9 protein-coding genes are annotated in these 13470 nt (G+C 74.3%); 1 reads left to right on the top strand and 8 read right to left on the bottom strand.

Annotated elements, in window-relative coordinates; all coding sequences use genetic code 11:
* Window positions 1-8: 8 nt before the first annotated feature.
* The 8 genes from ACVW07_RS16415 to ACVW07_RS16380 form a co-directional block, all read right to left on the bottom strand.
* Window positions 9-1607 carry a xylulokinase gene (locus ACVW07_RS16415; RefSeq protein WP_456820291.1) on the bottom strand — a complete coding sequence of 533 codons (1599 nt, stop codon included), beginning with the start codon at window positions 1605-1607 and terminating at the stop codon, window positions 9-11.
* A gap of 371 nt (window positions 1608-1978) precedes the next feature.
* The gene (locus ACVW07_RS16410; RefSeq protein WP_456820290.1) at window positions 1979-2965 is read right to left on the bottom strand and encodes a LacI family DNA-binding transcriptional regulator; all 987 of its coding nucleotides are present in this window, start codon (window positions 2963-2965) and stop codon (window positions 1979-1981) included.
* A gap of 32 nt (window positions 2966-2997) precedes the next feature.
* Window positions 2998-3831, bottom strand: coding sequence for a pyrroline-5-carboxylate reductase (gene proC / locus ACVW07_RS16405; RefSeq protein ID WP_456820289.1), 834 nt, complete (start codon window positions 3829-3831; stop codon window positions 2998-3000).
* 45 nt (window positions 3832-3876) lie between these two features.
* The gene (locus tag ACVW07_RS16400) at window positions 3877-5934 is read right to left on the bottom strand and encodes an HlyD family efflux transporter periplasmic adaptor subunit (RefSeq protein ID WP_456820288.1); all 2058 of its coding nucleotides are present in this window, start codon (window positions 5932-5934) and stop codon (window positions 3877-3879) included.
* Window positions 5927-7024, bottom strand: a complete 1098-nt coding sequence (locus ACVW07_RS16395; RefSeq protein ID WP_456820287.1) for a hypothetical protein — start codon at window positions 7022-7024, stop codon at window positions 5927-5929. Before ACVW07_RS16395 ends, ACVW07_RS16400 begins: the two co-directional genes overlap by 8 nt.
* Window positions 7025-7058: 34 nt before the next feature.
* Window positions 7059-8291 (bottom strand): ABC transporter permease, encoded by a 1233-nt coding sequence (locus tag ACVW07_RS16390; protein ID WP_456820286.1) that lies wholly within the window; start codon window positions 8289-8291, stop codon window positions 7059-7061.
* Entirely contained in the window at window positions 8288-9001 is a 714-nt protein-coding gene (locus ACVW07_RS16385; RefSeq protein ID WP_456820285.1) for an ABC transporter ATP-binding protein, read from the bottom strand. The genes ACVW07_RS16390 and ACVW07_RS16385 overlap by 4 nt, the downstream gene beginning before the upstream one ends.
* Complete coding sequence (locus tag ACVW07_RS16380) at window positions 8994-10220, bottom strand: efflux RND transporter periplasmic adaptor subunit (RefSeq protein ID WP_456820284.1); 1227 nt, start codon at window positions 10218-10220, stop codon at window positions 8994-8996. The genes ACVW07_RS16385 and ACVW07_RS16380 overlap by 8 nt, the downstream gene beginning before the upstream one ends.
* Before the next feature lie 211 nt (window positions 10221-10431).
* On the opposite strand from ACVW07_RS16380, the gene ACVW07_RS16375 reads away from it, so the two are divergent.
* Window positions 10432-13464: a glycosyl hydrolase gene (locus ACVW07_RS16375; RefSeq protein ID WP_456820283.1), complete on the top strand. Its 3033-nt coding sequence runs from the start codon at window positions 10432-10434 to the stop codon at window positions 13462-13464.
* The last annotated feature ends 6 nt before the right edge of the window (window positions 13465-13470 follow it).

Here is a 13470-nt window from a genome sequence, read left to right as displayed (position 1 = left end):
GAGCGCCGTCAGAGCGCCTCGGTGGCGGCCCGCTCGACCGCCAGCCCCGCGGCGTACCGCTCGAGGTAGGCGGTGAAGCCTCGGACGTCGTCCGCGTCGGGCTTCTCGACGTCGAGCATCGCGTCGCTGAACACCTGCGTGCCGAGGTACTCACCGAGGCCGTGCCCACCCGAGACGTCGAGATAGGCGGCCAGCAGCGCGATGCCCCAGGCACCCCCCTCACCCGCGGTCCGGCCGACGGCCACAGGAGCGCCGACCGCGGCGGCCAGCAGCCGCTGGGCGACGCCGGCGGTGCGGAACAGGCCACCGTGCGCGAACAGGGAGTCGACCTCGACGCCCTCCGCGGCCAGGATCCGCATGCCGAGGCTCAGCGTGCCGAACGCGCCGTACACCTGGCTGCGGACGAAGTTGGCGAGCGTCAGGCGGCTGTCCGGCGTCCGGACGAACAGCGGCCGCCCTTCGGTCAGCCCGGTGATGGGCTCCCCCGACAGGTAGTTGTAGGAGACCAGGCCGCCGCCGTCGGAGTCACCCGCGAGCGCCTCGCGCAGCAGCGTGCCGAACACGGTGTCGCTGTCGACAGGGCTGCCGAGTGCCACGGTGAACTGCCGGAACACCTCCGCCCAGGCCCCGAGCTCGCTGGCGCCGTTGTTGCAGTGCACCATCGCGACCAGGTCGCCGGCGGGCGTGGTGACGAGGTCGATCTCGGTGTGCACCCGCTGCAGCGGCTTCTCCAGCACCACCATCGCGAAGATGCTGGTCCCGACGCTGATGTTGCCCGTGCGCGGCGTGACCGAGCCGGTGGCCACCATGCCCGTGCCGGCGTCGCCCTCGGGGGGGCACAGCGCCGCGCCCGGCCGCAGGGTGCCCGTGGGGTCGAGCAGCGCAGCACCTTCGCCGGTCAGCCGTCCGGCCTGCCGGCCGGCGACGAGGACCTCGGGGAGCACGGTGTCGAGCCGCAGGCCCGGGTGGCGGTCCGCGACCAGCGCGTCGAACGTGTCCACCATCGCGCGGTCGTAGCTCCGGGTGGCCGGATCCACGGGGAACACGCCCGACGCGTCACCGACGCCCAGGACGCGACGCCCGGTGAGCCGCCAGTGGACGTACCCGGCGAGCGTCGTGATCGCGTCGACCTGCGGCACGTGCGGCTCGTCGTCGAGGACCGCCTGGTACAGGTGCGCGATCGACCAGCGCTGGGGGATGTTGTGGCCGAGCAGCTCGGTGAGCTCCGTGGCGGCGCGCTCGGTGGTGGTGTTGCGCCAGGTGCGGAACGGCACGAGCAGCTCGCCGCCGGCATCGAACGCGAGGTAGCCGTGCATCATGGCCGAGACGCCGAGGGAGCGGAGCGTGGTGAGGGGGACGCCGTACTGCTGCTCGACGTCGGCGAGCAGCGACGCGACACAGTCCTGCAGGCCTGCCCAGACGGCGTCCAGCGAGTAGGTCCACGTGCGGTCGACGAACTGGTTCTCCCAGTCGTGGCTGCCGGACGCGATCGGGACGCCGTCAGGGCCGATGAGGCACGCCTTGATGCGCGTCGAGCCGAGCTCGATGCCCAGGGTCGTCTCACCCGCGGTGATCGCCGCGCGGGCGCGGGCGGGGCGGTCGGCCATGTCACGGCTCCTTCGTCGCCGGCGTGCGGCGTGGGGCTCCTCGGGACCAGCGAGCCCGAGGAGGACGGCGGACGTTCACCGGCCGCGCGGCGGACGCCGGCGGCCGGGGCAATGTTAGCGCTCACATCAACCCGGGCGTCCAGGACCTCGAGGAGGTCCATGTGGGACCTCCATCATGTCGGCGGCGGCACGCCCGCGCCCAAGGTACCGGCCGTTCGGACGACTCCACGGCCCATGCCACCCGGATGGACGTGTCGCCCCCTGCCGGGCGACGCGCGCCGATCGTCGCGAACCTGCGCGCCCCGTGGGCATCGGGCGCGCGCCGCGGTCGGCGCGGCGTCGCCGGGCAGCGGCCGGCTGGGGAGTGGCCCTCAGCGCTCGGCCGCGGACACCGAGCTGGCGCGCACCACGAGCTCCGCGGGGATCTGCTGCCGGGCGACGTCCGTCCCGGCGAGCGCCGCCTCGAGCGAACGCACCGCCAGGCGACCGAGCGCCCCGAAGTCCTGCCGGACCGTCGTCAACGGCGGCGTGTAGTGCGCCGCCCCGACCTCGTCGTCGAAGCCGACCACCGCGACGTCGTGCGGCACCCGCACGCCGTGCTCCCAGAACGCGTGCAGCAGTCCCAGCGCGAGCTGGTCGTTCGCGGCGAAGATCGCCGACGGCAGCCCGTCGCGGACCATCCGCAGCCCCAGCTCGTACCCGTCGGCCGCGTCCCAGCCCGCCTCGACGTGCTCGGGCGCGCCCGAGCCGGACACCTCCCGCCACCCGGCGAGCCGGTCCTGGGCGTCGAACCAGTCCTGCGGGCCGGCGACGTGGACCACGGCGGAGTGGCCCTGGTCGAGCAGGTGCTGGGTGGCGAGGCGCGCGCCGTGCCGCTGGTCGACCCCGACGGCGTGCAGGTGCGGGACGGGTGGCACGTCCGACGCCGACGAGATGAGCACCACGGGCGCCGGCGACGCGATCGCCGCGATGGCCTGGGCGACCTCGGTGGTGGGCGCGATGATCGCGATGCCGTCGACGCCCTGCCCGAGGAAGTGCTCGACCGCGGCGTGCATCGTCTCGCCGTCGAACTGCCGGATCGTCGCCACGGACACGTACCAGCCGACCACCCGGGCGGCCTCCTCCAGACCCACGAGGGTGCTGGTCGGCCCGTACAGCGCCGTGGCGGGCGTGACGACGCCGAGCGTGCCCGACCGGCGGGTGACGAGCGCCCGGGCGGCGCTGTTGCGGCGGTACCCGAGGCGCACGATCGCGTCGTTGACCCGGTCGCGGGTCTCCGGGCGGACGCTCGGGTGGTCGTTGAGCACGCGGGAGACCGTCTGGTGGGAGACACCGGCCAGCTGAGCGACGTCGCTCATGGCCGGAGGTCGCACCGGGGTGTTCATCGTCGTCAGCCGGCGTACTGCGCGCCGAGCTCGCGCGAGCGGTCCCGCGCCGCCTGCGCCGCCGCCACGACGCCGGCCCGGACCCCGTGCGCGTCGAGCTCGCGCACCGCCGCGACCGTGGTGCCGCCGGGTGACGAGACCCGTTCGCGGAGCACCACCGGATGGTCCCCGGACTGGGCCGCGAGCGCAGCCGAGCCCTCGACCGTGGCCACGGCGAGCCTCGTCGCGAGGTCACGCGTCAGCCCCAGCAGGACGCCGGCCTCGGCCATCGCGTCGATCAGGTAGAACGCGTACGCCGGGCCGGAGCCCGAGATCGCGGTGACCGCGTCGAGGTCCTTCTCGGCCACCCGGACCACGAGGCCCGTCGCCGCGAGCATCCGCTCGACGAGGGCCAGGTGCACCTCCGACGCGTGCGCTCCGCCCGCGACCGCGCTCGCGCCCTTGCCGACCACGGCGGGGGTGTTCGGCATGACGCGGACCACCGGGGTGCCCGCCGGGAGCCGGCTCTCGTACGCCGAGACCGGCAGCCCGGCCGCCACGCTCACCACGAGCTCCCCGGCCCCGAGCACGGGCGCGATCTCGTCGAGCACCGACGCGACGACGTTCGGCTTCACGGCCACCAGCACCACGTCCGCCCGGCCGGCGGCGTCACGGTTCGACGCGCCGGTGCGGACCGCGTAGCGCTCGGCGAGCACGTCGGCACGGGCGGACGACTGCTCGGTGACCTCCACCTGCTCCGGCGCCCAGCCCGCGGTCAGCAGCGCCGCGAGGAGCGTCTCGCCCATCACGCCCCCACCGAGCACCGCGACCCTCGGGGTGCCGGGTGTCTGGTCGGTCATCGTGGTCCTCCCGTCGCGCCGCCGGCCGACGGCGACGCCGCGAGCCTACCGACCGCCGCCGCCTCCCCCTGCGGTCCCGCCGTCCGGGCCCGTGAGCTGGCCGGGGACGGCGCCGCCGGGCGGCCCGAACCCGCCGTCGACGACCGTCCCCGCGCCTCCGTCGTCGCCGAGTCCCGACAGTCCGCCGTCGGCGCTCGACCCACCCTCGTCGATGGTCTGAGCCGTGTCGGCGAGGACCACCTCGTCGCCCAGGGACACACCGGAGACGATCTCCGTACGCTCCGCGCCGACCGCGCCGCGCTCGACCGTGACGCTCGTGGGGGTGCCGCCCTCGAGCACCTGGACGGTCGCGACCGTCCCGTCGACGTGCACCGCCGACGTCGGCACCGTCAGCACGTCGGCACCGCCCGCCACCGTGATGGTGACCTGCGCGGACGCGTCGTCGTACAGGGTCTCCGCCGTCGGGTCGAGCGCGAGCTCCACCGCGTACGACGGCTCGGACGTGTCCGACTCGTCCAGCAGCCCGATGCTCGTGACCGTCGCCGTGAGGATCTCGTCGGTGGTCGGCGTGGTGACCGTCGCCGGCTGGCCGACCTGGACGACCTCCACGCCCGTGAGCGGCACCGTCGTCGTCACCGTGTGGCCGTCCGTGCCGAGCACCGTGACGGCCGCCGTCGTGGACGACCCGTCGACGGAAGCGCCCGGGGCGACCGAGACTGCCGCCACGGTCCCCGTCACGGGGCTCGTCAGCGTGACGAACGTGAGCCTGTGCTGCGCGACCGCGACGTCCGCCTCCGCCAGGTCGACCGCCGCCCGGTCCGCGAGGACCGTCGCCGCCGACGCCGGGCTCGACGAGTCCGCGCCCTCGTGGTCCTGCGACGACTCGTCCGCGGCGGTGGTCGTCTCGCTCGACGTGGGGGCGCTCGAGGAGGAGTCCGGGGTCGACGGGTCCGGCGTCGACGGTTCCGGGGTCGGGGTGCTCGGGGCCGACGGGTCTGCGGTGGTATGGCCGGTCGACGCGGCCTGGGCCCTCTGGAGGGTCTTCACCGCCTCGTCGAGTGCCGTGGCGAGCCCGAGGAGCGCCCGCTGCTCCGCGTCGGTGGCCCGCTGGGAGTCGAGGGTGCCGCTCACTGCGGCCTGGCAGTCGGTCAGCGCCTGCCTGACGGCCGTGGACGGGTCGGTCGCCGGGTCGGTCGTCGGACCGTCTGCCTGGTCGTCTGCCTGGTCGTCGGCCGGACCGGTCTGCGGATCGGTGGCCGGATCGGTCGGGTGGTCCGCCGGCACATCGGTCGGGGTGGTCGGGACGTCCGTCGGGGTGGGCGGGACGTCCGTCGGGGTGGGCGTCGGGCTGGAGGTGGGAGCAGGGTCGGCACCGTCGCCGACGACGGCCAGGAACGCCGCGCACGTCGCCTGGGCGGACGTCACGCTCGCGCTGCTCGACTCCAGCGCGGACGAGGTGGCCGCGTACTGGGCGAGCAGGTCCTGCTGCGCCCGCTGGACCGCCGCGACCGCAGCAGCGACCCGCGGGTCGGTGGTGTCCGAGCCGCCGGACGGCTGGTCGTCCGTCGGGGGCGGCGCCGACGAGTCGTCCGACCCGGTCGACGAGTCGGCGGACGAGTCGGCGGACGAGTCGGGAGTGCTCGACGAGGAGGACGAGCTGGACGTCTGCGACTCCAGGTCGTCCTCGAGCCGCTGCTGGGCGTCGGCGAGCGCGGAGGACGCGGCGTCGACAGCGTCCTGCACCGAGGTCCTGTCGAGGGTGGCGACCGTCTGGCCGGCGGTGACGGCGTCGCCGACCTCGACCGCGACGGTGTCGACGGTGCCCGCCACGGAGAACGTGAGGTCACGGCGCGTGGCGGAGGACACGGTGCCGGTGGCGTAGATCGTCTGGGTGACCGCGTCGCGGGTGACCTCGGCCGTGCGGTACCGGTCCGGGCCGGAGCTCTCGACCGCCAGCGCGACGCCCCCGCCGGCCGCCAGGAGGACGACGCCGCCGGCCGCGGTGAGCACCATGACCCGGCGGCGGTGGGCCCGGCGGCGCGCGGAGGGCGACGGGCGGTCGTCGGCGGCGACCCGTGCCGTGGTCACCCGTGCGTCAGACATCGGTGCCGCCGTGGGTCTCGCTGCCGCCGGAGCCGCCGGAGCCGCCAGAGCCCCCCGAACCCCCCGAACCCCCCGAACCCCCCGAGCCCCCCGAGCCCCCCGATCCGCCGGAGCCGTCGGTGCCGCCCGGTCCGCCGGCGCCCGCGTCCGGCCGCTCGCCGCGCGCCATGAAGCCCGTGCTGCAGCCGTCGGTGCCCTTCTCGGAGAGCACGAGGGCGCTCGCGGTCACCTTGCCGCTGTCGTCCGCCTCACCGCGAGCCACCGCGCACAGCCCGACCGCGATCGCCGACGCGTCCGACGGGACGTCCCGGGTGTACGCGGTGGTGTCGTCCACGGTGACGGTCACCGTGCTGGTGGCGCCCCCGTCGGCCGGCGCGGAGGTGCTGCCGTCCGGGTCGAGGCCCTGCGGGGCGGTCCGCTCGATCGTGATGGTGCTGCCGTCCACGGCCGTCACCTTTCCGGACGAGAAGCCACCGGGGCCCCCGACGAAGCCAGGAGCACCGGACGGCAGGTCGGTGGGCGCACCGTCGGGCCGGTCGGTGGGCCCGGGGCCCTGCGGCAGGTCGTCCTGCGCGCCGCCCCGGGGGCCGGTGCCCGGGCCGCCGCCCGGACCCCCACCCGGACCCCCGCCCGGACCGCCGCGGGACCCGTCGAACGCGCATGCGCCCTGGTCGTCGGCCGCGGTGATGCGCACGGTGCTCACCGGGTCCGAGGAGCTCGTGGACGACTCCGCGTCGTCGCCGGTCGACGCGGAGGTCGCCGTGACGCACGACCCGACCGCGACGTCCGTGAGCGCCGCCGTGACCGTGCGCGTGATGGTGGTGGCGTCGGTCCAGGTCACCGTGGTCTGGGAGCCGTCGCCGCGCAGCTGCATCACGGCGCCGTCCACCGCGACGATCTCGCCACTCGTGCCTCCACCACCGCCGTGCCGGCCGTCCTGCGGTGCCTGGGCGTCCACCTCGCTGCCTTGCGGGGCCGCGGTGGTGGCACCCCCCGAGGAGCAGGCGGCGAGCAGGAGCACGCCGACGGTGGCGAGGGTGGGCAGCGCGAGCGCGAGGGCCGGGCGGCGCGTGGTCGACGGGAGGTTCACGGGGTTCTCCTTGACGGGGTCGTGGCCGGGCACGTCACTCGGCCCGGAGCGCATCGATGGGAGCGAGCCGGGCGGCCCGCGTGGCGGGGTACACGCCGAACACCAGGCCGATGGCGACGGCGACGACGACCGAGCCGACGACGGCGGCGACGGACACCACGACCGACGCACCGAGCAGCCCGGGCAGCACCTGGGCCGCGACGATGCCGAGCGCGGCGCCGAGGATCCCGCCGCCGAGGCCGAGCACGCCCGCCTCGACGAGGAACTGGCGGCGGATCGCCCACGGCGGGGCGCCGAGGGCCTTGCGCAGGCCGATCTCGCGGGTCCGCTCGGTGACGGACACGAGCATGATGTTCATGACCCCGATGCCGCCGACCAGCAGCGACAGCGCGGCGATGCCGGTGAGCAGCACGGTGAGCGTCCGGTAGACCGCGGTTGCCGTGGACACGAGCGCGTCCTGGCTGTTCACGGTGAAGTCGGCGCTCCCGGCGTCGGTGATGCCGTGCAGGTTGAGCAACGTCTGCGTGGCCTCCTGGTAGGCGGCGCTGAGCTGGTCGTCCGACTCGGCCTGCAGGTACACAGTGGAGACGGCCTCGCGGGACCGGCCGCCGACGAGCGTGTCGGCCGCGGTGCCGAGCGGCACCACCGCGACGTCGTCGAGGTCGCTGTCGCCGCTGGCGCCCTGCGGCTCGAGCACCCCGACCACCTGGAAGTCGTGGCCGGAGATCGTCACCGTCTGGCCGACCACCCGGGTGGTGCCGAACAGCTCGGTGGCGGTCTCGGGACCGAGGACCACGACGTAGGCGCGCTCGTCGTCCTGCTGCTGCGTGAAGAACCTCCCGGCTGCGAGCGTCCTGGCGCGGACGTCGAGCCACTCCGTCGTGGTGCCGACCACCTCGGTGGTCCAGTTCGTGTCTCCGGCCTCCAGCGACACCGAGGTGGTCTTCTCGGGCGCCACCGCGGCGACGTCGGGGGTGTTCACGTCGGAGGCCAGCGCCTCGGCGTCGGCGCGGGTCAGCGTGGTGCGGGTGCCGAAGCCACCCCGCAGTCCGGACGCGTCGGTGCTGCTGCCGGGCCGGACGATGAGCAGGTTGCTGCCCAGCGAGCTGATCTGCGCGGACACGTCCCGCTGCGTGCCGAGGCCGAGGCCGACCGTGAGGATCACGGCGGCGATGCCGATGAGGATGCCGAGCACCGTGAGGGCGGAGCGCAGGCCGTGGGTACGCACGGCGGACCAGCCGGTCCGCAGCGTCTCGGTCCAGGTCATGCGAGCACCCCCGCAGGACGGTGGGCGGCATCCTCGACGACCAGCCCGTCGCGCACCCGGACCACGCGCTGCGCCCGGTCGGCGACCTCGGGCTCGTGGGTGATGAGCACGATGGTGCGGCCCTGTGCGTGCAGCTCGTCGAAGAGGGCGAGGACCTCGCGGGACGAGGCCGTGTCGAGGTTGCCCGTCGGCTCGTCCGCGAGGAGGAGGGCCGGCTCCCCCACGAGCGCCCGCGCGACGGCCGCGCGCTGCTGCTGGCCTCCGGACAGCTCGCCCGGCCTGTGGTCGAGCCGGTCGCCGAGCCCCACCCGCTCGAGCGCCGCGGTGGCTCGCGCCCGCCGCTCGACGCCGGTCACCCGGCCGTACACGAGGGGCAGCTCGACGTTGCGCAGGGACGACAGGGACGGCAGCAGGTGGAACTGCTGGAACACGAACCCGATGCGCCGGTTGCGGATGTCGGCGAGGTCGATCTCGTCGAGCTCGCCGACGTCCTCCCCTGCCAGCCGGTAGGACCCGCCGGTGAGGGTGTCGAGGCAGCCGAGGATGTTCATCAGGGTCGACTTGCCGGAGCCGGAAGGGCCCATGACCGCGACGTACTCGCCCGCGTCGATGCGCAGGTCGACCCCGCGGAGCGCCTCGAACTCGAGGGCGCCGGTGCGGTAGGTCTTGCGGACCGCCCTGAGGTCGATGACCGGCGTCGTGTCAGCCATCGTTCGGACCGCCCTGGAAGCTCTGCGTGGAGCCCTGGGGCGGGCCGCCCTGGAAGCCGCCCTGCGGCCCGTAGCCGCCCTGCAGCTGCGGCGGCCCGTCGTCGCCCGTCTGCCCGGAGCGGTTGCCGCCCGGCGTGAACACGGCGAGCACCACCTCGTCGCCCTCGGCCAGGCCGGCGGTGATCTCGGTGAGGTTCCCGGACGTCTCCCCGACGGTGACCTCCGCCGTGCTCTGCGTGCCGTCCGCCGCGACCTTCGTGACGGTCGACGTCCCGTCCGTGGTGGTCACGGCGAGGCTCGGCACCGTGAGCACGTCGGTCCGGCGCTGGTAGACGAGCTCGACGTCGGCGGCGACGCCGTCGTGCAGGCCCTCCTGCCCCGGCGTGAGGGCGACCGTCACGGGATAGGCCGCGACGCCCTCGGTGCTCGTCGACAGCAGCCCGATGGTCGCGATCGTCCCGAACACCGGGTCCGTGGCGCCGTCGGGCGTGACCTCCGCCTGGTCGCCGACCTGGAGGCTCGCGACGTCGGCGTCGGACACGTCGACCTCCACCTGCCAGGCGTCCGTGCCGACGATGACGAACTGGCCGGACGTGTCGGAGTCGCCGTCCGACTGGTCGGGCTCGTTGCCGCCGCCCGAACCGGTCACCGCGTCGCCCACCTCGAGGTTCACCTCGATGAGGAGGCCGGCGACGGGGGCGGTGAGCGTCGAGCCCGTCATCGCCGACTGCGCGGCGTCCACCTTCGACTCGGCCACGTCCACCTGGGCCCGGGCGGCGGCGATCTGCGCCTTCGCGCTCGTCGAGCCGTCGGAGCCGTCCGTCGCGTCCGACAGCGTGGCCTGCGCCTTCGCCAGCGTCGCCCGGGCCTCGAGCAGGTCGGCCTGGAGCTGCAGCGTGTCGACCGTCGCGAGCGTCTGGCCCGCGGCGACCGTCTGGCCCGTCGCGACGGGGACCGCCGTGACGGTGCCACTCACGGTGAAGGACACGTCCTGGCGCACCGCGGGGGCGATCGTGCCGCTCGCGCTCACCGACTTCTGCAGCGTCGTCAGGCTCGCGGCGACGGTCCGGGTGGTCGGGCCTGCGGCGTCGGACGCGGACGCGTCGCGGACGCCGAACCACCACACGAGCGCGGTCGCCACCCCGAGCACGGCGACGCCCGCCACGATCCTCAGCAGCGGACCTGTCCGCCTCCACAGCCGCAGCATGTTCTTCCTCACGACGAGCCCGTTGTCCTGTCCTGGGCCGAACGTAGGAAGCGCCCCTGGGGTGCTCGTAGCACGGGCCTGTGCCCGACCTGTGAGGCGGCGGGGGCGTGAATCGTTACGACGTCTGGCCGGCGTCGGTCTCCGCGACTTAGTTCTTCATGTTGAGAAAGTCCCGACATGCCGAGGTTCGGCTGCCCGCCGGCCCGGGCCACCAGGAGGTTCGATGAGGAACCGCACGTCCGCCCGCGCCCGCACCGGCCGCGCACGGGGTCGCACGGCCGCCCTGAGCACGGCAGGCGCCGCCCTGGCCACCCTCGCCCTGCTCGCCGGTGCCGGCGTCGTGGCGCTGCCGGCCCAGGCCGCGACGCCGGCCGAGCCCTTCGGCGACGCCGCGTCCACCGACACGGTCGACCTCGTCGACGCCGACGCCACTCCGGAGACCCGCTCCCTGTTCGCGTACCTGCGCGACGTGCGCGGCGACGGCATCCTGTTCGGCCACCAGCACACGACGTCGTACGGCCTGACCTTCGACACCGACGACGGCGCGAGCTCGGACGTGAGGAGCGCGACGGGCGACCTGCCGGCCGTGTTCGGCTGGGACACCCTGATCATCCAGGGCGACGAGCGGCCCGGGAAGTTCGGCGGCACCGCCGCGGAGAACGTCGCGATCCTCGCCGACTCCATCGAGGAGGCCGACGCCGCGGGCGGCATCAACACGCTCTCCGCCCACATGGAGAACTTCGTCACCGGCAAGTCGTTCTACGACACCACGGGCGACACCCTGCGAGCCGTGCTGCCCGGCGGCGCGAAGAACGCCGACCTCGACGCCTACCTCGACGACATCGCGCTGCTCGCCCAGTCCGTCCACAGCGCCGACGGCGCGCTCGTCCCGATCGTCTTCCGGCCCTGGCACGAGAACGCCGGTTCGTGGTTCTGGTGGGGCGCCGCGTTCGGCTCCCCCGGCGAGTACGAGGAGCTCTACCGGTACACCGTCGAGTACCTGCGGGACGTCAAGGGCGTGCACAACCTGCTCTACGCGTTCTCGCCCGGCGGCGGGTTCGGCGGGAACGCCGAGCAGTACCTGCGCACGTACCCCGGCGACGACTTCGTCGACCTGCTCGGTTACGACACGTACGACGACACGGGCTCGCAGTCGTTCCTCGACGGCCTCGTCGCGGACCTCGGGATGATCGCCGACCTGGCCGACGAGCGCGGGAAGATCTCGGCGGTCACCGAGTTCGGGGTCTCCGGCGGCGTCGGCTCGTCGGGCAAGAACCCCGAGGGCTGGTTCACCAAGGTGCTCGGCGCCATCAAGGGCGACGCGCGTGCCGCGCGCAACGCCTACATGCTGACGTGGGCCAACTTCGACGCCGGGCAGCACTTCGTCCCCGTGCCGGGCGACAGCACGTACGAGGACTTTCAGGCGTACGCCGCCGACCCGTTCACGCTGTTCGCCCCCGAGGTGGAGGGCGCGTTCGAGCGGGTCACCACCGCGGTCCCGGCGCGGCCGCTGGTCCACCTCGTCTCGCCGGCCGACGGCGCGCGCGTGGCGACCGGGCCGACAACGGTCCGCGTGACGGTGCAGGGCGTCGAGCCGGACCGCGTCTACGTGACGAGCAGCAAGGGCGCCACGGTCGAGCTCGGCAGAGGGGACGGCCTGTGGTGGACCGGCGAGTGGGCGATCCCCGCCGCACAGCTCGACAACAGCAGCCAGGACCTGGCCGTCCACGTGGTCGTCGACGGCGCCGAGGCGCTGACCGACGACGCGTCCGTGGTCGTCGGACCGCGCCCCACGTTCCCGGTCGGCGTGGTCGACGACTTCGAGGGCTACGGCGACGACGCCGCGCTGCGGGCCGAGTACGTGTCCCACGGCGCGAACACCCTGTCGCTGGAGACGGGCGTGCACGGCGGCGGCAGCAAGGCGCTGCGGATGGACTACGACTTCGCCAGCCAGACGTATACCGGGCTCGGCAAGCAGGTCGGTGCCGACTGGTCGGGCCTCAACGAGCTGTCGCTGTGGGTCCAGCCCGACGGCTCGAACAACACGATGGTCCTGCAGCTCGTGGCCGGCGGGGTCTCGTACGAGGCGTACCCGTCGCTCGCCGGCACCACCGCGTCCGTCGTGACAGTGCCGTTCCGCGACTGGCGGCCGGCACCGTGGGACACGTCGCACGCCGACCGGCGCATCACCGCCGAGGACCTGAGGTCCGTCTCGCAGCTCAACGTGTACGTCAACCACGCCGACGGGGGTGCGCCGAGCGGCAGCATCGTCGTCGACGACATCGCCGCGAAGGCCGGGCCGCCGACCTTCTCCGACGTGCCGCGCGGCCACCCCGTCGAGACGGAGATCCTCTGGCTCTACGGCCAGGGCCTCGACACGGGATACCCGGACGGCACGTTCCGCCCCACGAGGACCGAGACCCGCCGCGCGGCCGCGTCGCTGCTGTACCGGTATGCGGGCGCCTCGTTCACGCCGACCGTGAGGAAGCCGTCGTTCAAGGACGTGCCGAAGAAGGACCGGGACTACGCGGCGGTCGAATGGCTCGTGGACCAGAAGATCGTCTCCAACAAGCCCGTCCCGCTCTTCCTGCCGGACGCCCCGCTCGACCGCTCGTCGGCCGCGCAGCTCCTGTGGAAGCTCGCCGGCTCGCCGGAGCCGGAGGCAGCGGCGACGTTCACGGACGTCCCCTCCTGGTTCCCGTACGCCCAGGCGATCGCGTGGGCGACGGAGACCGGCGTGGTCACGCCCGTGTCGGCGACGCAGTACGGCGTGCTGCGGCTGGTCACCCGGCAGGACATGGCCGCCTACCTCTACCGGTACGACCACCTGCCGACACCCCTGGAGCCGCAGCTCCTGTACGACTTCACGGACGGCGCGCAGGGGTGGTCCTCGTTCTCCGGCACCGCGACGGGGACGGGCGGCGCGCTGGCCGTGGACAGCCCCGCCCCCGACGGCACGTGGGCCGGGGTGCAGCCCGGGGCGATCGACCTCACGGGCCGCACCGAGCTGCGGTTCGACCTCGCGCAGACCACCGGGACCGACACCAAGGTGGCTCTGCAGCTCGGCGACAGCTGGACGTGGTGCGAGACCGCCACGACGGGCTGGATCGCCGGGCCGCGCGTCGACGCGGACGCCGTGGTGGTCGACCTGACGACGCTGAGCGCCGACTGCCAGGCACTGCTGGGCGACGTCAAGGGGATCAACATCTACCTCAACGCCGGGCAGCACGTGCTCGACGACGTCGAGGTGCGCTGACCTCCG

Source organism: Cellulomonas sp. URHB0016 (assembly GCF_054057935.1).
The sequence above is the reverse complement of the archived record's forward strand: the minus strand, read 5'-3'. Positions and strand labels throughout refer to the sequence as shown.